The 25,005-nt window shown below is 73.3% G+C and carries 18 protein-coding genes and 1 riboswitch; of the genes, 7 read left to right on the top strand and 11 right to left on the bottom strand.

From position 1 onward, the window contains the following. Positions 1–22: 22 nt before the first annotated feature. The 3 genes from HHX30_RS06365 to HHX30_RS06355 all read right to left on the bottom strand — a co-directional run bounded on the left by HHX30_RS06365 (position 23) and on the right by HHX30_RS06355 (position 3,446). Positions 23–1,405, bottom strand: a complete 1,383-nt coding sequence (locus HHX30_RS06365; RefSeq protein WP_169980329.1) for a uracil-xanthine permease family protein — start codon at positions 1,403–1,405, stop codon at positions 23–25. A 147-nt stretch (positions 1,406–1,552) separates the two neighbouring features. Next, entirely contained in the window at positions 1,553–1,780 is a 228-nt protein-coding gene (locus HHX30_RS06360) for an RNA-binding S4 domain-containing protein (protein ID WP_310742008.1), read from the bottom strand. Between the two features lie 88 nt (positions 1,781–1,868). Then, complete coding sequence (locus HHX30_RS06355; RefSeq protein WP_169980759.1) at positions 1,869–3,446, bottom strand: PucR family transcriptional regulator; 1,578 nt, start codon at positions 3,444–3,446, stop codon at positions 1,869–1,871. 313 nt (positions 3,447–3,759) lie between these two features. Between HHX30_RS06355 and HHX30_RS43160 the strand changes: the two genes are divergently transcribed. The 4 genes from HHX30_RS43160 to HHX30_RS41355 all read left to right on the top strand — a co-directional run bounded on the left by HHX30_RS43160 (position 3,760) and on the right by HHX30_RS41355 (position 9,773). After that, entirely contained in the window at positions 3,760–4,662 is a 903-nt protein-coding gene (locus HHX30_RS43160; protein ID WP_169980327.1) for a DUF2877 domain-containing protein, read from the top strand. Next, positions 4,659–6,071 (top strand): FdrA family protein, encoded by a 1,413-nt coding sequence (locus tag HHX30_RS06345; RefSeq protein ID WP_311922138.1) that lies wholly within the window; start codon positions 4,659–4,661, stop codon positions 6,069–6,071. The genes HHX30_RS43160 and HHX30_RS06345 overlap by 4 nt, the downstream gene beginning before the upstream one ends. Before the next feature lie 34 nt (positions 6,072–6,105). Further along, the gene (locus tag HHX30_RS06340) at positions 6,106–7,491 is read left to right on the top strand and encodes a DUF1116 domain-containing protein (RefSeq protein WP_169980325.1); all 1,386 of its coding nucleotides are present in this window, start codon (positions 6,106–6,108) and stop codon (positions 7,489–7,491) included. Positions 7,492–7,688: 197 nt separating this feature from the next. Further along, positions 7,689–9,773, top strand: coding sequence for a protein kinase domain-containing protein (locus HHX30_RS41355; protein WP_311922137.1), 2,085 nt, complete (start codon positions 7,689–7,691; stop codon positions 9,771–9,773). A gap of 12 nt (positions 9,774–9,785) precedes the next feature. Here the strand turns inward: HHX30_RS41355 and HHX30_RS06330 are convergent, their stop codons facing one another. The 3 genes from HHX30_RS06330 to HHX30_RS06320 form a co-directional block, all read right to left on the bottom strand. Further along, positions 9,786–11,390: a bifunctional 3'-5' exonuclease/DNA polymerase gene (locus HHX30_RS06330; protein ID WP_169980756.1), complete on the bottom strand. Its 1,605-nt coding sequence runs from the start codon at positions 11,388–11,390 to the stop codon at positions 9,786–9,788. 320 nt (positions 11,391–11,710) lie between these two features. Beyond that, a complete protein-coding gene (locus tag HHX30_RS06325; RefSeq protein WP_169980323.1) occupies positions 11,711–13,210 on the bottom strand; it encodes a metallophosphoesterase in 1,500 nt (499 codons plus the stop codon). A gap of 19 nt (positions 13,211–13,229) precedes the next feature. Beyond that, complete coding sequence (locus HHX30_RS06320; protein WP_249349721.1) at positions 13,230–14,828, bottom strand: FAD-binding oxidoreductase; 1,599 nt, start codon at positions 14,826–14,828, stop codon at positions 13,230–13,232. 57 nt (positions 14,829–14,885) lie between these two features. On the opposite strand from HHX30_RS06320, the gene HHX30_RS06315 reads away from it, so the two are divergent. The 3 genes from HHX30_RS06315 to HHX30_RS06305 all read left to right on the top strand — a co-directional run bounded on the left by HHX30_RS06315 (position 14,886) and on the right by HHX30_RS06305 (position 17,942). Then, on the top strand, positions 14,886–16,412 hold the full coding sequence (locus HHX30_RS06315; protein ID WP_169980321.1) for a glycerol-3-phosphate dehydrogenase/oxidase: 1,527 nt from the start codon (positions 14,886–14,888) through the stop codon (positions 16,410–16,412). A 193-nt stretch (positions 16,413–16,605) separates the two neighbouring features. Then, positions 16,606–17,511, top strand: a complete 906-nt coding sequence (locus HHX30_RS06310) for a sucrase ferredoxin (protein WP_169980319.1) — start codon at positions 16,606–16,608, stop codon at positions 17,509–17,511. 116 nt (positions 17,512–17,627) lie between these two features. Beyond that, on the top strand, positions 17,628–17,942 hold the full coding sequence (locus HHX30_RS06305) for a WhiB family transcriptional regulator (RefSeq protein ID WP_076434697.1): 315 nt from the start codon (positions 17,628–17,630) through the stop codon (positions 17,940–17,942). A 186-nt stretch (positions 17,943–18,128) separates the two neighbouring features. Here HHX30_RS06305 and rsgA read toward each other — a convergent pair whose 3' ends face one another. From rsgA to HHX30_RS06280, 5 genes are all read right to left on the bottom strand, one after another. Further along, on the bottom strand, positions 18,129–19,244 hold the full coding sequence (rsgA, locus tag HHX30_RS06300) for a ribosome small subunit-dependent GTPase A (protein WP_169980317.1): 1,116 nt from the start codon (positions 19,242–19,244) through the stop codon (positions 18,129–18,131). 287 nt (positions 19,245–19,531) lie between these two features. Continuing rightward, on the bottom strand, positions 19,532–20,791 hold the full coding sequence (gene glyA, locus HHX30_RS06295; RefSeq protein ID WP_169980315.1) for a serine hydroxymethyltransferase: 1,260 nt from the start codon (positions 20,789–20,791) through the stop codon (positions 19,532–19,534). 29 nt (positions 20,792–20,820) lie between these two features. Beyond that, a riboswitch (ZMP/ZTP riboswitch) is annotated at positions 20,821–20,922 on the bottom strand. A 40-nt stretch (positions 20,923–20,962) separates the two neighbouring features. Continuing rightward, positions 20,963–22,318: a serine/threonine-protein kinase gene (locus HHX30_RS06290; RefSeq protein ID WP_283246701.1), complete on the bottom strand. Its 1,356-nt coding sequence runs from the start codon at positions 22,316–22,318 to the stop codon at positions 20,963–20,965. Between the two features lie 152 nt (positions 22,319–22,470). Then, positions 22,471–23,925 (bottom strand): serine/threonine-protein kinase, encoded by a 1,455-nt coding sequence (locus HHX30_RS40535; protein WP_211591637.1) that lies wholly within the window; start codon positions 23,923–23,925, stop codon positions 22,471–22,473. Positions 23,926–23,957: 32 nt separating this feature from the next. Next, positions 23,958–24,926 carry a YihY/virulence factor BrkB family protein gene (locus tag HHX30_RS06280; protein ID WP_169980311.1) on the bottom strand — a complete coding sequence of 323 codons (969 nt, stop codon included), beginning with the start codon at positions 24,924–24,926 and terminating at the stop codon, positions 23,958–23,960. Positions 24,927–25,005: the final 79 nt, after the last annotated feature.

Here is a 25,005-nt window from a genome sequence, read left to right as displayed (position 1 = left end):
CCTCACCGGCGGCTCCCGCCGCTCAGACGGCGGGGTCGCGTTCGAACCCGATCTCCCCACCCGAGACCTCCTTCGCTGGTCTGCGCGCGATGGCGCGCAGCAGGTGATAGCCGGCGAGCACCACGATCGTCCCAAGCGCGATGCCGGCGAGCGAGAAGTCGCCGGTGATCTGGTGGGTGACCGGGCCGATCGCGAGGATGATCCCCGCGCCGATCGGCACCATGTTCACCGGGTCGGCGAAGTCCACCCGGTTCTCCACCCAGATCTTCGCGCCGAGCAGACCGATCATGCCGTACAGGATGACCGTGACGCCGCCGAGCACGCCGCCGGGCGTGGCGGCGATCAGCGCGCCGAACTTGGGGCACAGGCCGAACAGGATCGCGATGACCGCGGCGATGTAGTAGGCGGCCGTCGAGTAGACCCGCGTGGCCGCCATGACGCCGATGTTCTCGGCGTACGTCGTGGTGGGCGAGCCGCCGACCGCGGTCGCGACCGCGGTGCCGACGCCGTCGGCGATGACGGCCCTGCCCATCTGGGGGTCGACGTCGGCGCCGGTCATCTGGCCCACCGCCTTGACGTGGCCGACGTTCTCCGCGATCAGGGCGATCACGGCGGGCAGTACGACCAGCACGGCCGACGCCTGGAACGACGGCGCGTGGAAGTGCGGCAGCCCGATCCAGTCGGCGTCGGCGACGGCCTGGAAGCTTACCCGGGGGTGCGTGTCGATCTTCCCGGTGCCCGCGTTGTAGGCGGTGATGTTCCCCAGGACCTTGTCGGCGAGCCAGGACAGGACGAACCCGAAGACGAGCCCGAGCAGCACGCCGATCCGGCCGAGGAAACCGCGGAACAGCACGATGAACACGAACGTCGCGACCATCGTGATCAGCGCGATCCACGGGTCCTGCGGCCAGTAGACGTCGGCCACGACGTACGCCAGGCCGAAGCCGATCAGCATGACCACCGCGCCGGTCACGACCGGAGGGAAGACGCGGTGGATGATCTGCACGCCGAGCACGTGGATCGCCACACCGCACAGGGCGAGCACCAGGCCGGCGACGAGGATCGCGCCTGTCACGACCTGGTCGGCCGCCGGGGTGTCGCCGCCGAACGCCGCCCGCACGGCCACCACGCCGCCGACGAACGACGCCGACGTGCCCAGGTAGCTGGGGATCCGCCCCTGGGTGAACAGCAGGAACAGGATCGTCGCGACGCCCGACATCATCACGGCCGTGTTCGGGTCCAGCCCCATGACGAGGGGGAACACGAAGGTCGCGCCGAACATGGCGATCACGTGCTGGGCGCCGATGCCGACCATGCGCGGCCAGCTCAGCCTCTCGTCGGGTTTGACGACGTCCCCGGGCGCCAGCCCTCTCCCGTCGCCGTGCACTGTCCATCTGAAAGCCATTTACGCCCCTCTTGCTACTGGGCCGTGGGCCGGTCGGCCACCCCGCAGGCGTCCCTCCGCGGCGCTTCTAGACCGTTTGGGGCACTTTAGGACTGGCGTGCGCAACAGACATTGGCATGATCTGCCAAACCCACGGACTCCGGGGCGTCACACCACGCGGATCGTGTACCCGTCTCCGGTGACGACCTGGCCCGCCCGGATTTTGCAGGCCTTGCGCAGCTCCACGCGTCCGTCGACGCGCACCCGGCCCTCGGCGACGAGGTGCTTGGCGGCGCCGCCGCTGTCGGCGATCTGGCAGAACTTGAGGAGATCGCAGAGCGGGATGTGGTCGCCGTCCAGCTCGAAGGTGATGGCAGGGGCCTTCGCATCGTTCACGCCGCCAGCTTAGGCAGTCGCGACGACGACAACGCGGCGAGGCGCCGCCTGGGCGACCGCAGTAGGCAAGAGATCTAAGGGGCACGACCTAGATACCCCGCATGCGCAGCACGTGCAGGGCGAGGGTGAGGTTGAGCCGCAGGTGCGCGTCCTCGGTGAAGTTGCCCAGCATGCGCTCCAGCTTCCCGATCCGGTAGCGCAGCGTGTTGTAGTGGAAGTGCAGCCGGCGCGCGGTCTCGGCGACGTTGAGGTTGGTCTCCAGCAACGCCTGCAGGGTGCGCCGCAGGTCGGCGTTCTCGGCGTCGTCGTCCCCCGCCAGCGGGCCCAGGGTCTCCCGGACGAAGGCGTGCAGCTCGTCGGTGTCGTTCACCAGCGAGAGCAGCCGGTAGACCCCCAGCTCGTCGAAGTGGGCGACCGCGCCCGCCCCATGGAGCTGGCGGCCCACCCTGGCGGCCTTCAGCGCCTGGCCGTACGCGCCGGGCAGGGCGTCCACGCCGGAGGCGACCCGGCTGAGGCCGGTGGAGAACGTGCCGTCGGAGACGGCGGCGAGCGCGTCCCTGGCCACCCTGGCCGGATCGGCGGCCGCCCCGACGATCGCCACGACCTCGTGGGAGAAGCCGGCGACCGCGCCGCGCGGGTCGTGCTTGCGCACCGACGCCTGCCACGCCGCCAGCATGCGGTCCTGAAGCGGCCGTTCCTCGGCGTCGGGGTCGATCTCGGCGACCAGCACGCTCACCGGGCGCTCCAGGTCCCAGCCGAACGCCTGGGCGCGCTCGGCCACCCGCAGCCCGCCCCTGCCGGTGAGCACGTCCCGCAGGAAGTCCGCGCGGTACTTGCTCTCGACGGCGGTGACCGCCTCCTGCTTGGTGATCACCAGCGCGGCGACGGTCGCGGCGCGCTCCAGGATCCCGATGTCGCTGGGAGTCAGCGTGCCGTGGGCGCTGTAGGCCGCGATCCTCCCGTGGTGGTGCCCGCCCGCGACGATCGGGACGGCGGCATGGTGCCCGTCGCCGCCGGCGGGCGGGGCGGCCGGCGTCCGCGCGAGGGCCGCGTTGATCTCCCGCAGCCGGGCCACCTGCGCGGGCTCCCCCGCGGTGGCGAGGAAGTGGCCTGCGGCGTCGGCCGCCCCCACGGCCACCTGCAGCAGCCCGGCCACCTCCGCCGTGACCTCACGCATCCCGCCCCCCGCGAGCACGATCTGCACGAGCGCCCGGTGCGCCTCCTCCGTGCGGGCGAGGATCGCCGCCTGCCGGTTGAGGATGTCGGTGAGCACCTGGTTGAGGATGTCGTCGAAGCCGACGTCGTTGGGCAGCAGGATGAGCGGGAAGCCCAGCCGGTCGGCCTGCTCGACCATCTCCCCCGGGAGCTCGTCCAGATAGCGGCCGAGCTTGATCGCCAGAGCGGCCAGGCCGCGCTCGTCCAGGTCGGCCACGAGCCGGTCGAGCGACTGCGGCGTGTTGCGCAGCGGGTAGCCCGTGGTGAGCAGCAGCTCATGCGGCTTCACCCAGGCGAGGATGTCGGGCACCTCCATCACGTTGAGGCGCTGCACGATGCGGTCGAGGCCGCCCCGACCGGCGATCAGGCGGGCGTCCGCCAGCGTCGAGACTCCGAGCACCTCCCCCACCGACACGCCGTGGAGGATCGTTCCGGTGCTCGCCAGGCGCATCGCGGGCGGGGCCGGGTCGTTCTGCAATGCCGTCTCCGGTCCTGCTTGCCGAAGGGGGTCCCGACGTCCTCGGGTCACCGCTCCTTCTCGTTGGTCGCTCACCGCTCCTCGTTCGCTACGCGGGCCGCTCGTACCTCGCGGACCACTCCGCTCACTGCGTCGGGCTCGGTCCGGGGACGTCTCACGCCGATTGTGCCCGAGCACCGGTCCTGTCAGGAAGAGCCAAGCATTCGGCCGACTGTTGGCATCTTTCTCCGTACGGAGGGGGGAGACCGGGCTTTAGCGTCGGCAACGACTGGCTTCGGGAGGTCCGGTGAGTGTTGGCACGCGCCCGAGAGCGCGGGCGGCGGCGCCCGCGTCCCGCCCCCCGGCGGCCCCCGCCTACGTGAGCGGCGCCGCGAGTACGGCCGTACGGCCCGCGCTCGAGGCGCCCCGCCGTCCGGCCCGGGTGCTCGCGGCCTTTCCCCTCGCGCTCTACCTGGAGATCAGGAGCGAGACCGAGCCGCACGTCGTCGCCGTGGTGACGGGCGAGGCGACCCGCCTGCCCAACGCCGTGGTGCTCGCCGGGCCCGTCGAAGGGGTGTCGGCGGGCGACGACGCCTGGGTCGGGGAGGGCTCCGTCGAGGTCGGCGGCCTGTCGATCCGCGTGCGCCGCTGGTGGGACCCCGCTCCCCCGCTCGCCCCCGCCGACCCCGTACGGCTCGCGGCCGCGCCCGGACTGCTCGGCCGCGCCCGCGCGGCCTCGCCCCGGCGGCCGGGGCTGGACCCGGGCGGCGCCCCGGCGCTGCTGGAGCACGGCTGCCTGGCGGGTTCGCTGCTGGACAGCATCACCGCGGCCGAGCGGCTGATCGGCCTCGGCCCGGGGCTGACCCCGAGCGGCGACGACATGATCGCCGGCCTGCTGGTCGCGCTGCGGCATCTCGGCGCGGCGGCGGACGTGCCGCGCGCCGTCTGGCTCGCGGACTGGCTGGCCGCCGCCGTCACCTACGACGCCCGCACCCGGACCACCCCTGTCTCGGCCACCCTGCTGCACTGCGCCGCGAGGGGCGAGGCGAGCCCGGAGGTCACCGGGGTGCTGCGCGGCGTGGCCGGGCACCAGCCGCTCGATCCGGCCGTGCACCGCCTGCTCCGCCTCGGCCACACCTCGGGCGCCGACCTGGCGTGGGGCGTGCAGATCGGCCTGTCCGCCGTACTCGCCCTTCGGGAGGGCCGGTGAACGACCTGGTCGAGGTACGCCCCGGGGTCTACCGCGACTCCGTGACGCTGATGCGGGTGAGCCGGGCCCTCACCGGACAGCCCGGAGTGACCGTCGCCGTCGTCGCGATGGCCACGGAGCTCAACACGGCTCTCGCCCACGATCTCGGCTTCGCGGTGCCGCCCGCGACGCCCGGCGACCTGCTGGTGGCGGTGCGGGCCTCCTCCCCCGCGGAGCTGGAGGACGCCGCCGCCGAACTGGAACGACAGCTCGCCGCACGGGCACCGGCGAGCGGGACGCGGGACGAGGCGCCGCCGCGCACCACCCGGTCGGCGGCGCGGGCCTTCGAGGCGACGCTGGCGCTGGTGAGCGTGCCGGGCGAGCACGCCTTCGCCGAGGCGCTCGACGCCGTGGAGGCCGGGCTCTCCGTAATGATCTTCAGTGACAACGTGCCGGTGGAGCAGGAAATCCTGCTCAAGGACCGGGCGCGGGCCAAGGGTGTGCTCGTGATGGGGCCCGACTGCGGCACCGCGGTCGTCGGCGGGGCCGGCCTGGGCTTCGCCAACGTCCTGCGCCCCGGGCCGGTGGGCGTCGTGGCCGCCTCGGGAACGGGCGCGCAGCAGGTGACGAGCCTGCTCGACCTCGCCGGCGTCGGCGTGTCCCACGTGCTCGGCGTGGGCGGCAGGGACCTGTCCGCCGAGGTGGGCGGGCGCTCGGCGGTGCAGGCTCTGCGCGCGCTCGACGAGGACCCGGCGACCGAGCTGATCGTGCTGGTCTCCAAGCCTCCCGCCCCCGAGGTGGCCCGCGCCGTACGGGACCTCGACCTGGCGACGCCGGTCGTCGCCGCGCTGCTCGGGCCGGGGCAGGACGACCTGACCACCGCCGCGGAGAAGGTGCTGCGCGCCCTCGGCCGCGACGTGCCCGAGTGGCCCTCCTGGCCCGCCCCCGTCACCCCGGCGGCCCGGCCCCCCGCGCCGCACGGCGCGGACGCGGCGGGCGACGGCGTGGCGGCGCGGCGCGGGCCTCTGCGGGGGCTCTACGCCGGCGGCACACTGTGCGCGGAAGCCGCCCTGGTCGCGGGCGACGGCGAGTTCACCGACTTCGGCGACGACTCCTACACCCGGGGCCGGGCCCATCCGATGATCGACCCGGCGCTGCGTCTGGAGGCGCTGCGCGGCGTCGCCTCCGGCGTCGTGCTGATGGACGTCGTGCTCGGGCACGGCGCCGATCCCGACCCGTCCTCCTGGCTCGCGCCCGCCGTGCGCGAGGCCGTGGCCAGGGGCGTGGACGTGGTCGTGGCCCTCGTCGGCACCGACGGCGACCCGCAGGGGCTGCGTGCCCAGGCCGCCCGGCTCAACGAGGCCGGGGCGGTGGTCTTCACCTCCAACGCCGCGGCCGCCCGGCACGCCCGCCTCCTGGCGGGCGGGTGACGGGCGTGGCCGCGCCGACCATGATCGGAGCCCGATGACCCTCTCCATGCTGTACGGCGAGCCGCGGGTGGTCACCGTGGGGGCGCAGGTTCTGGGCGAGGCGCTGGAGCGGCAGGCCGTGCCGCGGTGTGAGGTCGACTGGCGGCCGCCGCTGCCGGGCACCTCCGCGGCCCTCGCCCGGGTGCTCGCCGACCCCCGCCGCGAGGGCGCCAACGCCACCGCCGTCGGCAGGATGCTGTCGGCGCGGCCGATGCTGACCGGCGTGCGTCCGGCACGTGCGGTCCTGGGCCTGCTGGCCGGGGAGTTCTTCCACGCCGGCCCGCCAATCACCTGGGAGCGCGCCTCCGGCCCGATGCGCGGGGCGCTCACCGGGGCGATGCTGTTCGAGGGCCTGGCCGCCACTCCCGAGGAGGCGGAGGACCGCCTGGCCTCCGGCGCGGGGATCAGCCTCGACCCCTGTCACCACCACCGCACGGTCGGCCCCATGGCGGGCGTCGTCAGCCCGTCGATGTGGATGCTGGAGGTGACCGACGCCGAGCACGGCGGCACGGCGTACTGCTCGCTGAACGAGGGGCTGGGCAAGGTCCTGCGCTACGGCGCGTACGGACCCGAGGTCATCGGGCGGCTGCGCTGGATGGGCGAGGTGCTCGGGCCGGTGCTGGCGGCGGCGCTGGAGCGCTGCGGCCCGCTCGACCTGCGCACGCTCATCGCCCAGGCGCTGCAGATGGGCGACGAGCTGCACAATCGCAACCGCGCGGCGACGTCCCTGCTGGTGCGCGAGATCGCGCCCGCGATCGTGGAGGCCGCTCCGGACCGCGCGGCCGAGGTGCTGCGTTTCATCAATGGAAATGATCATTTCTTCCTGAACGCGGGAATGGCGGCGGCGAAAGTCAGTGCCGACGCGGCCCGCGGCGTACCCGGATCGAGCCTGGTCGTGGCCATGGCGCGCAATGGAACGGATTTCGGAATACAGGTGTCGGGCCTCGGCGACCGGTGGTTCACCGGCCCTGCCGGGGTGCCCGACGGCCTGTACCTCGGGGGGTACGGCCCGGACGACGCCAATCCCGACATCGGCGACTCCACGATCACCGAGACGGCGGGCCTGGGCGGCTTCGCGATGGCGGCGGCCCCCGCGATCGTCCGGTTCGTCGGCGGCGAGGTGTCCGACGCCGTCGCGGCCACGACCTCGATGTACGAGATCACCATGGCCGAGCACCCGGCGTACCAGATTCCCGGGCTGGGCTTCCGCGGCACGCCCGCCGGCATCGACGTGGCGCTCGTGGCCAGAACCGGTTCGCTGCCCGTCGTCAACACCGGAATCGCCGGCAGGATCGCGGGAACCGGGCAGGTGGGAGCGGGTCTGGTGAGCCCGCCGGCCGAGGCCTTCACGGCCGCTCTCGACGCGCTGGCGGACGCGTGAATTCCCTTTGACCGTCATCAGACCGTAATATCGTCGTCAACCTCAGATATCCGATGCAATTCGCACGGTCCGTTCGGGGGATCTTGCGGATCGAGCGTGAATTGGGGACCTTATCTATGACGACGGATCGCCTGCTCGGTATGGTCCCCCCTATGCCAGAGGGTCAGGGACCTGTGGGCCGAGTCCCCTCCGGGGGCGTGCCCGAAGGGCAGGGACGTCTCGTCGGCCGGCGCTACCGGCTGCTGTCCCCGGTGGGCCGCGGCGGCATGGGGATGGTCTGGCACGCCCACGACGTGCTGCTGGACCGGGACGTCGCGGTCAAGGAGCTGCTCCTGCCGTTCGGGCTCGACCCCGCCGGCGCGCAGACGGCGCATCGGCGGGTGCTGCGCGAGGCGCGCTCGGCCGCCCGGCTCAGCCATCCCGGCATCGTCACCGTCCACGACGTCGTGGAGGAGGACGGGCGGCCGTGGATCGTCATGGAGCTCGTCCGCGCCTGGTCCCTGGAGCAGGCCGTGCGGCAGAGCGGGCCGCTGCCGGTCGTGCAGGCCGCCGAGATCGGCATCCGGGTGCTCGACGCGCTGCGCCACGCCCACGCCGCCGGCATCCTCCACCGGGACGTGAAGCCCGGCAATGTGCTGCTCACCGCCGACCGCGTGGTGCTCACCGACTTCGGCATCGCCGCCATAGAGGGCGACGTCACGATCACGCAGACCGGGCTGCTGATGGGCTCGCCGGCGTACATCCCGCCGGAGCGCCTGCAGGGCCGCCCGATCACCCATGCCGCCGACCTGTGGTCCTTCGGCGCGACGCTGTACGCCGCCGTGGAGGGCCGCCCGCCGTACGAGGGACCGGACGCGGTCGCCGTGCTCGGCGCGGTGCTGACGCAGGAGCCCAACCGGCCTCGCCGGGCGGGGGCGCTGCTGCCGGTCATCGAGGGCCTGCTCCGCAAGAACCCGGCCGACCGCCTTCCGGCCGCGCAGGTCGCGGAGATGCTGGAGCGCGTGCTGCACAGCCACGGCGCCGGGCTGCCGGGCCGCGCGGGGACGCCGTCCTCGGTGCCGACGCCGCAGGACTCCACGCCCGCGGGCCTGCTTCCGCCGCTCGACATCCCCTCGGGGCCGCTGCCCTCGCGCATCATCGAGACGCCCTCGGGGCCGGTCCGCGTGCCGCTCACGGCGGAGAGCGTGCCCGGCGGCGCCGCGGCGCGCCCCGCCGGGTCCCACTCCGTGGACGCCCGGCCCGACGAGCCCGCGTACGAGCCTCCGGGGGCGTTCGGGCCCGTGGCCGCCTTCGGGCAGATGCCCTCCCCCGACATGGCCTTCGACCCGCTGTCGTCCCCCTCGGGGTCGACGCACGCGCCGGAACGGCCGAAGGAGGCCATGTGGCCGACGCCCACCTCGGGTGACATGCCCGGCGATCTGGGCGCGACCGCGCAGCCGCCGCACCGGCCGGGGCAGTACGCGTCCCCTGCCGCGCAGGCCTTCCCAGCACAGGCCTTCCCAGCACAGGGCGGCGCGGCGCAAACCGGTGCGGTGCAGGCCGGTGCGGTGCAGGCCGCCGGCTCCGAACCGGCCGCGGAGGCCACGGGCCCGCACCGGCCCGGGGTCGGGCGCAGGCGCAAGGAGCGGGCCGACGAGGTCCCCGGCTCCGACGGCCGGTCGAAGCTCCTCCTGGTCGTGGTCGGCGTGGCCGTGGTCGCGGTCATCGTCGCGATCGTGCTCGTGCTGCTGCCGAGCGGTCCGGACGACGACGAGACCGTGGCCGCCCGGCCGGACACCACGACGGCGGCGGCGACCTCCTCGGCCGGGACGAGCGACGCGCCGTCCGAGCGCCCGCTGTCGGCCGTACGCGTGCCCGAGGGCTACCGCCAGGTGACCGAGGGCGGCGTGTCGCTGGCGGTGCCGAAGGAGTGGTCCGCCACGGTCGAGGACGGGGCCGTCAGGCTCACGGGCCCGAAGGACAGCGGGCAGAGCATCACGATCAAGAGGATCCCGGACGGCGGCCTCACGGCGCTGCGGGCCGCCGAGCAGAACCTCGACATCAAGGACTTCACCGACTACACGCAGATCCAGCTGCGCCAGGTGGACTACCGCTACCCCGCGGCCGACTGGGAGTACACCTACACCAACACCAGCGAGGTCACCGTCCACGCGGTGATCCGGTATGTGGAGGCGACCGGCGGGCGCGCCTACGCGATCATGTTCGCCTCGCCCGACTTCGACTGGAACGAGTCCGCCGCACCGGTGCGGCAGGCCCTCTGGAGCACCTTCCGCCCCGCGTGACCCCGGCAGGGGTCACTTCGCGTCGGCGTAGCAGCTGACGGCAACCGCCTCCATCGGGAAGCGGACCGTGGTATCGCCGAACAGCAGCCGGGTCGCCTCCTCCGCCGCCTGCCCCACGGCCTCGCGGACCTCACCGGCCAGGCCGAGCGGGCAGTGCACCATCACCTCGTCGTGCTGGAAGAACACCAGCCTCGCCGCGTCGGGCAGGAGCCCCCGCAGCACCGCCAGGAGCGTCAGCGCCCACTCGGCCGCCGTGGCCTGCACGACGAAGTTGCGGGTGAACCTCCCCCGGTCCCTGGCCGCCCGGGCGCCCTCGGGACCCGCCACCAGGCGCCGCCACCGCTCGGACGGGGGCGGGCAGGTGCGGCCCAGCCACGAGCGCACCAGCCGCCCCTCCTCCCCCGCGCGGGCCGCGTCCTCCACGAACGCGTACGCCTTGGGGAACCGCTGCCGCATGACGGCAAGCAGCTTGGAGGCGTCGCCGCTGGTCCCCCCGTACATCGCGGACAGCATCGCGATCTTGGCCGACTCGCGGACCCCGCCGAACGCCTGGGCCAGCGCGGCGTACAGGTCGATCTCCCCGGCGGCCCGCGCGAGCCCCCGGTCGCCGGACAGCGCGGCCAGCACCCGGGGTTCGAGTTGTGCGGCGTCGGCCACCACGAGCGTGCAGCCGTCGTCGGCCACCACGACCCTGCGCATCACCTTGGGGATCTGCAGCGCCCCGCCGCCGCTGGTGGCCCACCTGCCGCTCACCACTCCGCCCACGACGTACTCGGGGCGGAAGCGGTGGCCGCTGACCCACTGCGCGGCCCAGGTCCAGCCGTGGAAGCTGTGCAGGCGGGCCAGCTCCTTGTACGCGAGCAACGGCGCGACGGCCGGGTGGTCGACCGTCTTCAGCACATGGGAGCGGGTGGACGGGATCTCGATCCCCGTGGTCTTGAACGCCCGGACGATCTGCTGCGGGGAGTCGGGGTTGACGAGGTGGCCGAAGGCGGCCGAAACCTCGTCGGCCAGCGCCTGGAGCTTCGCGGGCCGCATGCCGTGGGCGGGCCGGGGCCCGAGCACGTCGGTCAGCAGCGCGTCGTGGACGTCCTCCCGCCACGGCATGCCCTCGTGGGCCATCTCGGCGGCGACCAGCGCACCGGCCGACTCGGCGGCGACGAGCAGGCGGAACCGCCCCGGATCGGGCGTACGCGCGATCCGGCGGCGCTGGTCCTCGAACACCTCGGCGACCATGTCGGCCTCGGGGACGTCGTGCCCGGGGGCCGCGGGCTCGAACAGGCTCGCCTGCGTGCCGCCCGCCTGATGCCCCTCTGCGGCCTCGTGGGGGTCGTCGGGCACGGGGAGGCCGTGCAGGCGCGCGTAGGCCGCACGGACCTGCCTGGGCTCTCCGTAACGGCCGTCGGCAGCCAGCAGCAGTCCCTCGGTCAGCGCGACGTCGTGACAGCGCGACAGCCGTACGCCCGCGGACAGGAGCGCCGGGTAGACGCGGCGCGCGTCGGCCCACACCCAGCGGGGCCGTGCGGCGGCCTCCAGCGACCGCACGGCCACGGCGAGATCGGGCACCCTGATCGCGTGCCCCCCGTGCGCCTGCGGCCTCCACGGCGCCCCGGGCACCCCGAATTCACCGGCGCCCCCGGAGTCACCGGACTCCCCGAGGTCACCGCGTCCCCCGGAAGCAGGCCCCCCGAGATCACCGAGCCTCCCGAATTCACCGAGCTGCCCGAGATCGCCGAGCTGCCCGTGCTCTCCGAGGGGCCGGATCGTCCCGCCTCCTTCGGCGTCGGCCGCGACCACAACGTGCACTCCACCAGCGTGCCAGGCGTCACCGACAGTTCACCCGCCGGTCGGTCCCGCCGCCCGCCCCGTGGCCGGTCCCGCCGTCACGCCCCGTGGCCGGTCCCGCCGCCCGCCGTCCGCGAGGACGCCGTACGAGGTCAGAGCGGGATCTCGACCTCGTCCTCCAGCGGGGGCTCCTCCTCCTGCGGGAGGCAGCCGGTGGCGGCGAAGCAGCGCAGCCGGAGTGTGTCCCCGGTGACCGACAGGTGGAGGAAGCTCTTGAAGAAGGGCGGGGTGTCCCAGTCGGACAGTTCGGAGATGTACCGGTGGAAGACCCGGCCCACCGGCAGGCGGAACGGCATCGGCCAGCCGCCGAGCAGCCGGGCCGCCCACCTCACCCGCGCGCCAATCGGCGCTCCCGGCGTGGGCCGGGGCGGGGCGTTGCCGATCCGCCGGGACATCAGGGCCAGCCCCTCCTCCGGCGTGATGTACAGCCCGCGCAGCCGCAGCCTCCTGCTGTAGAGCAGGCTGTAGAACGACAGCGAGTCGCCGCGCAGCGGATAGCACTTGAAGTCGTCCTCGTGGACGCCGCCGGCGTCCACCCGGGGGATGGTGTGGGTCGCGTGCATGAACGCCCCGCCACCCCCGGACACGACGTACTGGATGAGCCTGCCCTCCGCCCGGACCGGGTAGCGCTGGTAGTTGTGCACGTCGCCGCCGATGGCCGCGACGTAGTTGTGCGCGGGGTCGCGGACCACCTCGTCCACCGTGCCGCCGCCCTCGATGGGACAGGGATGGTAGGCGTTGTTGACGTAGATCGGCTTGCCGGTGATCAGGATCTTCGGGCGGGGGCCGGCGGAGACCCGGCGCAGCCACTCGCCCTGCTCGCGGTCGAGCGTGCCCTTGATGCCGGTGTCGATGCCCACGAGCAGCAGGCGTCCGGTGTCGAGCACCCAGTACGGCCCCGGCAGCGCCGGGCCGGGGTCGGGCCGCATCTTCCTGGCCTCGGCGAGGGCGTCCTCGTCGATCGTCTCGGGCTTCTTCCACAGCAGCCCGCGCAGCCCGCCGGGCGACAACCGGAATCCCCTGCGCTCGGCGGACAGGGGGCGGGCGTCGCAGAAGACCCGCATGAAGCCGCCGAGCCCGTCGTACCAGTCGTGGTTGCCGGGCACGGCGAAGATCGGGGCCGGGTAGTCCTTGTACGCCCGGAAGAACTTGTCGCGGTACTCGTTGCCCGAGCCGGTCGGGTAGATCACGTCGCTCGCGATGACGGCGAACGAGGTGCCCTCGCCGAGTTTGAGCATCCCGGGCACCACCGCGTACTGCGAGGCGTCGCCCTCTCCGGTGTCGCCGAGCACCAGGAACGAGAACTCCTCGCCCAGGTCGAGGCGCACCCGGAAGTCCTCGTCGACGCCGCGCTCGCGCTGCGAGGCCACCCAGCGGCGGCGCACCTGCGGCGAGGGGTCGCCGAACAGCTGGGCGAGGACCTCGTTGCGCGAGCGCCACAGCGTCGCGGGGTTCAGCCAGCTGAAGGAGTTCCGGTCGGGCCGCAGCGCGTCGAAGGAGCCGATCTCCTGGCAGTCCCAGCCCGCTCCGGCCTGCGACACCCGTGACGAGACCTGCTTCCCCCGCGCGGCGGCCGCGCCCACATCGACCATGGGAACAATCTTGGCGTCTCTAGGGGATAAGCACACCCGGGTTGAGGATCCCGGCAGGGTCGAGCCGTTCCTTGATCCCCCGCAGGATCTCGCCGCCCAGGTCGCCGATCTCCGCGGCGTACGCCTCGCGGTGGTCGCGGCCGACGCCGTGGTGGTGTGAGATCGTGCCGCCCGCCTGCACGATCGCCTCGTTCGCGGCGCGCTTGGCCGCCGCCCACTGCGCGAGCGGGTCGGCGGTCTGCGCGGTCACCACGGTGAAGTACAGCGAGGCCCCCGTGGCGTAGACGTGGGAGATGTGGCACATGACCAGGGGCGAGCCCAGCGCGCCGAGCAGGGCGAGCCGTACGGCGTCGTACAGGCGCGGCAGGTTCGACCAGAAGCCGGCGGTCTCCAGCGTCTCCACGGTCGCCCCGGCGGCCAGCAGGGAGTCACGCAGGTAGGGCGCGGAGAACCGGCCCTGCGCCCACTTCTCCCCCGGCTCCGGCCCCAGGTGGACGCCGCCCGCCTCGGCCAGCACGGCGGCGGCCCGGTCCCGCCGGTGGGCCACGTCACCCGGGGCGCCCTCGAAGCCCGCCACCAGCAGGCAGCCGGAGTCGCGGCCGGCCGCGCCGAGATCGGCGGGCTTCGCCAGCCCGACCATGGTCTCGGTCTCGTCCGACAGCCGCAGCACCGTGGGAGGCGGGCCCTCCTGCGCGAGCCGCCGCACGGCCGCCGTCCCCGCCGCGAAGCTCCCGAACCGCCAGCCCTCGTACGCCCTGACGGCCGGGGTGCGGTGCACCCGCAGCCGCAGCGAGGTGATCACCCCGAGGGCGCCCTCGGAGCCCAGGAACACCTGGCGCAGGTCGGGGCCGGCGGCCGACCTGGGCGCGCGGCCGATCTCCAGCGTGCCCCGGGGCGTCGCGACGGTCAGACCGGCGACCATGTCGTCGAACCTGCCGTACCCGGCCGAGGCCTGCCCACTGGACCTGGCCGCCGCGAACCCGCCGAGCGTCGCGTACTCGTACGACTGGGGGAAGTGCCCGAGCGTCAGCCCGTGCCCCGCGAGCAGCTGCTCGGCCTGCGGCGCGCGCAGGCCCGGCTCCAGCTCCGCGACCATGGACACGGGGTCGACGGAGACGAGCCGGTTGAGCCTGGCCAGATCCAGCGCGACCACGCCCGCGAAGCCGGGCCGGGCCGCGACGAGCCCGCCGACCACCGAGGTGCCGCCGCCGAACGGCACCACGGCCACCCGGTGCTCCGCGCACAGGCGCAGCACGGCGGCCACCTCGTCGTGAGAGCCGGGGAGCACGACGGCGTCGGGCGCGTCCGAGGCGTCCCCCGCGCGCATGAGCAGCAGGTCGGGGGTGGACTTGCCCCGGGTGTGGCGGATGCGGGCGTCGTCGTCGGCTCGCACGTGCTCGTCCCCCACCACGGTGGCCAGCGCGGCCAGGACGGGCGGCGGCAGCGCCACGGGCGGCAGCCGCACCTCGCCGAACGTCGCCGCCGGCACGGCGGGCGCCCGGACGCCGAGGAGCTCGGCGAGCAGGTCACGCACCGGCGCGGGGAGCTCGGCGGCCTTGGCGGGATCGCCCCAGCCCGACCAGAGCATGGGTTCCGCCGAGGTGAGAGGGGTTTCCATGTCCGTGACGCCTCCAGGTAGGTTACTCAAGAGTAATCCCCAAGTAGTGGAGAGGGCATGAACTCCTCACTCAATGCCGCCAGGCGCCTCTGGGAGCTCGGTGAGGCGCGCACGGACGTCGTCGACGTGCTCGTGGTCGGCCTGGGGGCGACGGGGGCCGGAGCGGCGCTCGACGCCGCCTCACGCGGGCTGTCGGTGGCCGCCGTGGACGCTCACGACCTGGCGTTCGGCACCTCCCGGTGGAGCTCGAAGCTGATCCACGGCGGGCTGCGCTACCTCGCGAGCGGGCAGGTCGGCGTGGCCCGGGAGAGCGCGGTGGAGCGCGACGCCCTGCTGCGCTTCACCGCGCCCCATCTGGTCTCCGCCCACCCGTACCTGCTGCCGCTGACGCCGGCCGTCCCCCGGGCCCGGGCCGCGACCGTCATGGCGGGCTACCGCCTGGGCGACGCGCTGCGGGCCGCCGCGGGCACGCCGCGGCGGCTGCTGCCGGGTCCCTCCCGGCTGGGGGCGGAGCGGGCCCTCACGCTCGCCCCGGCCCTGCGCGTGGACGACCTGCGCGGGGCGCTGCTGTCGTGGGACGGCCGGGTGGTGGACGACGCCCGCCTGGTCGTCGCGCTGGCACGGACGGCCGCCGCCCACGGCGCGCGGATCCTCACCCGCTGCCGGGCGCTGACCCTGGCGGGGGACGGCGCCCGGGTGCGTGACGAGCTGACCGGCGAGGAGTTCGACATCCGGGCCCGCGCGGTGATCAACGCGACCGGAGTGTGGGCCGGTGGGCTGACGCCGTCGGTGGCGCTGCGCCCCTCACGGGGCACGCACCTCGTGCTGCGCCCCGGGGCGCTCGGCGCGCTGCGCGCGGGGCTGCACGTGCCGATCCCCGGCGAGCGCGCCCGCTTCGCGCTGGTGCTCCCCCAGGCCGACGGGCGCGTCTACGCCGGGCTGACCGACGAACCGCTGGACGGCCCGATCCCCGACGTCCCCGAGGCGCCCGAGAGCGACGTCGCGTTCCTGCTCGAGGTCCTCGGGACGGCACTGGACCGGCCGCTGTCCCGCGCGGACGTCGCCGGTGCCTTCGCCGGGCTGCGGCCCCTGGTCGACACGACCGACACGACCGACGCGGCCGGCGCGCGGGCCTCCGCCGGCGGGCCGACGGCCGACCTGTCCCGCCGCCACGCCGTACTGCGCTCGCCGGACGGCGTCGTGACGGTCGTGGGCGGGAAGCTCACCACCTACCGGCGGATGGCCGAGGACGCCGTCGACGCCGCGTGCCCCCTAGCGCGTGCGAGCCGTACGGCGCGGCTGCCCCTCGTGGGGGCCGGACCGGTGCGGCCGGGCACGCCCGGGCGGCTGGCCCGCAGGTACGGCTCGGAGGCCTGGGCGCTGCGCGAGCTGATGCGCGCGGACCCGGCGCTGGCCGAGCCGGTGGCGCTGGGGATCACCCGGGCCGAACTGGTGTGGGCCGTGCGTCACGAGGGCGCTTTGGACACCGCCGACCTGCTGGACCGGCGGACGAGGATCGGCCTGGTTCCCGAGGACCGGGCGGCGGCCCTCCCCGCCGCCGAAGCCGCCCTCGCCTACTCCTGACGCGCGGCCGCGTCCGCACCGCCGCTCGCCCTCGGCCTGAGTACGACGCCCTCGTGCCGCGGATTCGGACGGCCACGGCTGTATCCGGACAATTATGGATTTAATGGGGATTTACAGCCCTGCCTCCGCACCCACTTCCACAAGTCGCTAAGGTAAGTCTTACCTAAGAAACGCGAGAGAAGGACGGGACCGGATGGCCAACGGGTGCGAGCACCCCGCCGCCTGCCACTCGGGGGAGGCGCCGATCCTGGCGAGCGCGACCAAGAAGGGCCGTTTCTGGCTGCTCATCGAGCACGCGGGGCCCTGGGCCGCGGAGCTGGAGGAGTGCCGGCTGCCCGAGGATGTCCACCGGCTGGTCTCCCGCGCCAGGGCACTGGACATCCGGCCGCAGCTGATCCGCCGGCCCGGCCGCCGCGAGGCCCTCACCGGCCCCCTGCACGTCTACGTCGCCGCCGCCGCGGTGGACCACCCGTGGCTCGCGGAGGGCTTCCTGGAGCGCCCCGACGATCTTGACCTGGGCGCACTCGTGCACGGAGTGGTTCCGGAGTCCTGCATACTGGTGAACGAGCCGATGTACCTGGTCTGCACGCACGGCAGGCACAACGCGTGCTGTGCGCGCCTCGGACTCCCGCTGGCCCGGTTCCTGGACGAGAACCTGCCCGGCGAAGTGTGGGAAACCACACATGTCGGCGGCGATCGATACGCCGCCAACCTCGTATGCTTGCCACACGGGCTTTACTACGGCAGCATGTCTCAGGCTGCTGCGATCGCGGCGGCAAACGCGTACCGGCACGGCGAGGTCGTCCTCGACCGTTTCCGGGGACGCGCGGGTATCCCTGAGCCACTGCAGGCCGCCGAGCACTTCGTCCGGGCGCATACCGGCGAGATCTCGGTCGGCGGGGTGGCCGTGGAATCCTCCCGGTCGGTTGACGACACCACGATCTGCGTCGTGCGGCGCACGACGGAGCGTGGGACGTCGCGATTCCGGGTCGTGGTCGAACCCGCGGTGTTCACGGCACCGTGCGGAACGACTTGCGCCGACGGAATCCCGACCTACAGGTTGGCCGAACTGAGCGAGCTCACGCCGGTATTGACCTGAGGGCTCCTGCCCGGAGCCGGGAACACCACGGCCTATCCCGGCGTTGGCACAAGGGACGCCACAAGCGTCCAAAGCGGCACGAACACTGAAATACCTCTCACCAAAGGTGGTTTCTCATGTCTCAGGTACGTCGGCAGCTCGCCCGCCCGCGCCCCAGCTGGGGTTGGCAGGATGATGCCGCGTGCCGGGGAGAGGACCTGGTGCTGTTCTTCGGTCCTGACGGTGAGCGTCAGCCCGAGCGCGACATCCGGGAGCGCAAGGCCAAGGCCATCTGCGCCCAGTGTCCTGTGCGAGCGGAGTGCCTCGACTACGCGCTCTCCCGGCCGGAGAAGTACGGCACGTGGGGCGGCCTCAACGAGGACGAGCGCGCGTCCGAGCGTCGCCGCCGTATGCGCCGCGCTGCCAGCGCCGGCATCAGCGCCGTCGCCTGAGCGTTTTCCCCTTCCCCGACACGCGTCACCGCTGGGCGCCCCGCGTCCCGTCCCCCGAAGAGGACGGCGCACCCGGGGCGCCCTTCGTGTGCCTTCCGTCCCACCGCGACCACCTCGTCCCACCGCGTCCCACCGCGTCCCACCGCGGCCGGTGGGCACGGCACGCCGCGGTGGGACGGCGCCGTCCTACGGGCGACTTCTGCCCCGCATCTGTTTGTGGATGACCTTCCACTTGCGGGTCTCCTCGGCGCGCAGCCGGGCGTCGGTCCGGCGGGCCATCCAGGCGGCCTCGCGCTGCAGCCTGTTCCAGCTCTCCAGCCGCCGCTCGGGCAGCTCGCCCGACTCCACCGCGGCCAGCACGGCGCAGCCCGGCTCCTCATGGTGCCGGCAGTCGGAGAACCGGCAGCCCTCGGCCAGTTCCTCGATGTCGCCGAAGACCAGGCCGACGCCCTCGCTCATCTCGTACAGTCCGACCCGGCGGATGCCGGGGGTGTCGATGACGAGCCCGCCGCCGGGCAGCGGGATGAGCTGCCGGTGGACGGTCGTGTGCCTGCCCCGCCCGTCGGCGGCCCTGACCTGCTGGGTCTCCATGACCTCCGCGCCGGCGAGTGCGTTGACGAGCGTCGACTTGCCCGCGCCCGACGGTCCGAGGACCACGGCGGTCCCGGCGGCGCCGAGGTGGGCACGCACCAGCTCCACCCCGTCGCCGGTGAGTGAGCAGACCGGATGGACGTCGACGCCCGGCGCCGCCGCCTCGACGTCGGCGAGGAGATCGCCGAGTCCCTGTTCGAAGAGATCGGCCTTGGTGACGAGCACGACCGGACGGGCGCCGCTCTCCCAGGCGAGCGCCACGAGGCGCTCGATCCTGCCGAGATCGGCGAAATCCGTGGCGTGCATGGACGGCTCGGCCACGAAGACCACGTCGACGTTGGCGGCCAGGACCTGGCCCTGGCCGTCGCCCGACAGCCCTCCGCGCGAGTCGCGGCTCACCCCGCCCCGGACGAAGGCCGTACGGCGGGGCAGCACCTCGGCCAGTTCGTAGCGGCCTCCGTGGGATGAGGACAGGTCGAGCCGGTTGAGCGCGACCCAGTCCCCCACGCACGGAAGCGCGAGCGGGTCGGCCGCCGCGGCCCTGCGTACGCGGGCGCCGAACCGCGCCTGATGGGTTCCGTCGGCGGCGATGACCTCGGCGGCGCCCCGGTCGACCCGGGCCACACGCGCGGGAACGGCGCCGCCGGGCAGGTCGGGGAGCTGCTCCGCGAGCCCCTCGTGCCAGCCGAGAAGAGAAAGTTCGTTGAACACTGCTGGTGAACACCCTTCGGAAACCGGGCGTCCCAGCGAGAGGAGACTAGGCGGACACCCGGGAGTTGACGGACGGCATGGTCGTCAGAAAGACCCGCATAGTCCTCACCTCCCTGGTCCTAGGCCGCACAGATCGCGGCGATGGGGGGAACACTAGCAGCCCGTCAGCCGCTCCCCGCAACCGAATTAATCCGCTTCATCACACCGCAGGCGATTCGGCCGACCGCCCGGTACGGGAACGGCTCCCCGCCACCTGCGCGGGGAGCCGTCGCGGTCGATCCGGGTGATCAGGACAGGCCGGGCGCGGGGAACCGGCTCGTCAGCTCGGTGACCTCGCCGTGCACCCGCGCGATCACGTCCTCCGCGTCGCCCTTCGCCACTGCGGTGACGACCTCGTCCATCCACGCGCCGATCTGGCGCATCTCAGCCTCGCCCATCCCACGCGAGGTGACCGACGGCGTGCCGATGCGGATACCGGACGGGTCGAACGGCTTGCGCGGGTCGAAGGGCACGGTGTTGTAGTTGGTCTCCAGGCCCGCCCGGTCGAGCGCCTGCGCGGCCGGCTTGCCCCCGACGCCCTTGGACGTGAGGTCCATCAGGATCAGGTGGTTGTCGGTGCCGCCGGAGACCAGGTCGAACCCGCGGGCGAGCAGCTCGTCGGCGAGCGCCTTCGCGTTCTTCACGATCTGCGCGGCGTACGCCTTGAAGTCCGGCTGGGCGGCCTCGTGCAGGGCGACGGCGATGGCGGCGGTGGTGTGGTTGTGCGGGCCGCCCTGCAGGCCGGGGAACACGGCCTTGTCGAGCGCCTTGGCGACCTCGTCGGTGTTCGCCATGAGCATCGCGCCGCGCGGGCCGCGCAGGGTCTTGTGGGTGGTCGTGGAGATCACGTCCGCGTGCCCGACCGGCGAGGGGTGGGCGCCGCCGGCGACGAGGCCCGCGATGTGGGCGATGTCGGCCGCGAGCACCGCGCCGACCTCCTTGGCGATCTCGGCGAAGGCCGGGAAGTCGATCGTGCGCGGGATCGCGGTGCCGCCGCAGAAGATCAGCTTGGGCCGGTGCTCGAGCGCCAGCGCGCGCACCTCGTCCATGTCGATGCGGCCGGTGTCGCGGCGCACGCCGTACTTGACCGAGTTGAACCACTTGCCGGTGGCGGACACCGACCAGCCATGGGTGAGGTGGCCGCCGAACGGCAGGCCCATGCCGAGCACCGTGTCGCCCGGGTTCAGGAACGCCAGGTAGACGGCGAGGTTGGCGGGCGAGCCCGAGTAGGGCTGGACGTTGGCGTGGGCCACGCCGAAGACCGACTTGGCCCGCTCGATGGCCAGCGTCTCGATCTTGTCGATGACCTGCTGGCCCTCGTAGTAGCGCTTGCCCGGGTAGCCCTCGGAGTACTTGTTGGTGAGGACGGTCCCGGTCGCCTCCAGGACGGCCCTGGACACGTAGTTCTCGGACGCGATCAGCTTGACGGTGTCGGCCTGCCGCCGCTCCTCCGCCCTGATCAGCTCGGCGATCTCGGGATCGACGACGTTCAGCGAGTTCTCAGCCATGGCGCCTTCCTTCTCCACGTCGACTCTTCGGCGGCGACCCAGGCGCACGGCCTCCGCGAATTCGCTCCCCGGTGGTGCCCCACCTAGCGACGCGCCACAGGAGCACGTCAGCGCCAGTCGCGATGCCTCCAACCCTATCCGAGCGCGCCTCGCCGGTAAGCCGAGTGCGCCTCAGGCGTCAGATATCGACACATTCCGGAAGACACCCAGGCGGGGGATGTCGACGTCCACCGACTCCGCCTCCTCGGGCACGGACGTGTAGACCGCGTAGAACCGCATCTCCTCACCGGAGCGCACCGCCGTGACCCCGGAGCTGCACACGCACGCGCCGTCCTTCCAGGTCGGATAGAGGGGCTCCTTGCCCCCCGGCGTCGTCAGGCCGACCCGGGACACCGAGTAGTCGAGCGCACTCCTGCCGAAGTCGTCCATGAATATCCAGGCGTTCGGACCCCTGTTCGTGAGCGCCCACCTCAGCCGGACGTCGCCGTCGCGCAGCCGGACCGCTTCGGTGATCTGGACCCGCATCGGATTCTTATCGATCTCCATGTCACGGGTGGTCGCGGGCGTGCCCGGAAGGTTGCCCTTCGACTCCCACGGCCGGACGATGACCAGCGCCGTCGCCGCGGCGGCCAGGGCGAGCACCGCCGCCGCGAGGTACGGCCACCGGTGCCGCCCGCGCCGGCTCTGCGGAACGGGGGCCGCGAGCGTGGCGGACGGAGCGACCACCGGGGTCCAGGTGTCCCCGACCACCCGGGTGGCCGTCTCGATCCCGGCGCTCTCCCGGCCGAGCAGCGCGTCGAGGAGCCCCTGGGCGGTGGGGCGGCGGGCGGGGTCCTTGTCCAGCGCCCGCTCCACCAGCGGGCGCAGGCGCTCGTCGAGGCCGTCGAGCCGCGGCGGCCGGGACACCACGCGGAAGAGCACCTCGGTCGGGGTGCCGCTGCCGAAGGGCGGGCTGCCGGTGCCGGCGCAGGCGATCACGCATCCCCAGGCGAAGACGTCGGCCGCCGCGGTGATCGGTTCGCCGTTCGCCTGCTCCGGGGCCATGTATGCGGGGGTGCCCACGACGGAACCCGTCCGGGTGGCGTCGGCGTCGGCCAGCCGGGCGATGCCGAAATCGATCACTTTGGGCCCGAGCACGCCGAGCAGGATGTTCGACGGCTTCAGATCCCGGTGCACGACGCCGGCCGCGTGGATGGCGACCAGGGCGGCGGCCGTCGCGACGGCCAGGGCCTGCAGGCTTCCGCCGGTGAGCGGCCCCTGATCCCTGATCAGCGAGCCGAGGTCGGGCCCTTCCACGTATTCGGTGACCAGATACGCCTGGTCACCGTCCAGTCCGGAGTCGAGCACGGCCGCGGTGCAGAACGGAGCGACCCGTTGGGCGGCCTGCGCCTCCTGGGCGAACCTCCGCCGGAACTCCGGCCCGGCCGCCAGTTCCGGGCGCATGATCTTGACGGCCACCGGCCGGCCCGACGGATCACGCGCGAGATGGACGATTCCCATCCCGCCCTCACCGAGCCGCCGTAGCAGTGTGTAACCCCCGATCGAGGGCCGCGGCGACGCCGGGGACGTCGACGCGTCGTCAGTGGGAGGAATCGGCGTCGTCACCTGCCTAATGGTGGCGGATAGATCAGTCTTTCGCGTCGAATTCCCGGACTGTACGGACTACGGCGGCGGTCCGGTCAGCCGTCATAGATCGGAACGTCGGCGAAGAGCCCGAACCCGGGGACGTCGACCCCGATCGTCTCCAGGTCCTGCGGTACGCCGGTGTACGTGGCCCAGAGAGGGAGCACGTCACCCGGATGCAGCCACTGGGCCGGAAGGGCGACGCACACGCAGCGGTCGTCCTTGCGCGCGGGCAGGAACTTCGACCCGCTGGGCGGGTCCACGAGGCCCGCGCCGGACAGTTCGTCGCCGAACAGGTCCCTCGGCCACCACGATCCTTCGCTGCCGGTCATCGTGACCGTCCACTGGACGGTCACCGAGGTCCCGCGGCGCTTCACGGCGTCGACCGTGACGTGGAGCGGATGCCCGTTGACCTTGATGTCCCTGGACGCCAGCGGGCCTTTCGGCGGCGTCGTCCCGCCGCCGAAAGGACGCAGTGCGAAGATCAGGACCGCGGCGGCCACCGCGAGCGCCCCGCAGACCGCCGCCACCGGCGCCCAGCGGCGGCCGCCCCGCCTGTCCGTGCCGGCTTCCGTGCCGGCTTCCGTGCCGCCCGCCTTCGCGCCGTCCCCCGCGGCGCCCGCACGGCGGGTCGTCTCGGCGGGGGTCGCCCAGATGTCGCTGACGATCCTCGTGGCGGCCTCGACCGCCACCTCCTCCCGGCCGAGCAGCCGGTCGAGGAGCCGCTGGGCGCTCGGCCGCCGGCCGGGGTCCTTGTCCAGCGCCTGCTCGACCAGGGGCCGCAGGCGCTCGTCGAGCCCGGTCAGGTACGGCACGTGGTGCGCGACCCGGTAGAGGACCTCGGGCGCGGCGCCGCCGCCGAACGGCGGCCTGCCGGTCGCGGCGTACGCGATCACGCAGCCCCAGGCGAAGACGTCGGCCGCGGAGGTCACCGGCTCCCCGCGCGCCTGTTCCGGGGACATGTAACTGGGCGTCCCGATCACGGTCCCGGTCCGCTCGGCCAGCGTGTCGGCGAGCTGGGCCACGCCGAAGTCGATCACCCGGGGGCCGAGGGGCGAGAGCAGGATGTTGGACGGCTTGAGGTCGCGGTGCACGATCCCCGCCCCGTGGATGGCGGCGAGGGCGGTCGCGACGCCGACGGCGAGCGCGTCGAGGTTGGAACCGGACAGCGGGCCCTGCGCGTCGATGACCGACGACAGGTCCGGGCCGTCGACGTACTCGGTGACGAGGTAGTGCCGGTCGCCGTCCCGCCCGGCGTCGAGGAGCGGCGCGGTGCAGAACCTGGCGACCCGCTGGGCGGCCTCCGCCTCCTTGCGGAACCGGGCCCGGAACTCCTCCTGGGTGGCCAGCTCCGATCGCATGACCTTGAGGGCCACCTGGCGGCCCCGCGGGTCCCTGGCGAGATAGACGATGCCCATGCCGCCCTCCCCCAGGCGGCGTACGGGGACATAGGGGCCGATCGTGCGCCGGTGGGTCGCTGTGGGGTCGCCGGCGGAAGGCTGCGCGTCCATCGACGCCATCCTTCCACCGCTGTCGGTATGGATCAGCCTTTACCGGATTTGCGGTGATGGTGCTCGTCCCTGCTGGCACCGCCGAGCGGCCACAGCCGGTCCACCTCCGCGTTCAGGGTCGCCCCGATGAGCACGGCGAGCGCGGTGATGTAGAGCCACAGCAGCACGGCGATCGGCGCCGCGAGCGAGCCGTAGATCGACAGCGGGGTGAACCAGGCCGCCAGCACCTCGCGCAGGAACGCGGCGCACACGATCCAGATCACCAGCGCCAGCACCGACCCCGGGGTCTCGCGCCACCAGCGCGTCCGGTGCGGCACGCTCACGTGGTACAGCACGGTGAGCACCAGCACCGAGCCGATGACGACCACGGGCCAGTAGAGGACGTTCACGAGCACGGCGTATCTGGGCAGGGCGTTGGACATCAGGGTGGGCCCGATGACCAGGACCGGCATGACGACCAGCCCGATCAGCAGCGCGGCGAGGTAGAGGAAGAACGACAGCACCCGGGTGCGGATGATCCCCCGGGTCTCCCCCAGCCCGTACGCGATGGATATCAGGTCCACGTAGACGAACAGGGCACGGGAGCCGGACCACAGCGACAGCAGGAAGCCGACGGAGATCAGCGAGACCTGCCCGCCGCTCAGCACGTCGGCGAGCAGCGGCTTCACGACCCGCTCGACGGTGTTGTGGGTGAACAGCAGCTCCGACTGGGCCACGACCCAGCCTCTGATCTCACCGACGGTGGACTCGCCGATCCACCCGCTGAGATGGCCCATGACGCCGAGCAGCCCGAGCACGAACGGCGGCAGCGACAGCAGCGCGAAGAACGCCGCCTCGCCCGCCAGGCCGGTCACCCGGTAGTTGACGCCGGCCATCGTGGTCGCCTTGACCAGGGACCAGATGTTCGTGTCGCGCAGCCACGTCAGGCGCGCCCGGGCGATCGTCATGCCCTTGCGCGTGTTGCGCCGAGGCCTGCGCGACGGCGCGTCCGTGGAGGTCATGGCACCCAATCGGTCATGAGAACTGGGCTGTACCCGCTGCCGGGGCGCTTAGTACGTGACCTGCGAGCGGATTGTCGCC

This window comes from Microbispora sp. H10836 (assembly GCF_012999525.1).
Lineage (GTDB): Bacteria > Actinomycetota > Actinomycetes > Streptosporangiales > Streptosporangiaceae > Microbispora.
The sequence above is the reverse complement of the archived record's forward strand: the minus strand, read 5'-3'. Positions and strand labels throughout refer to the sequence as shown.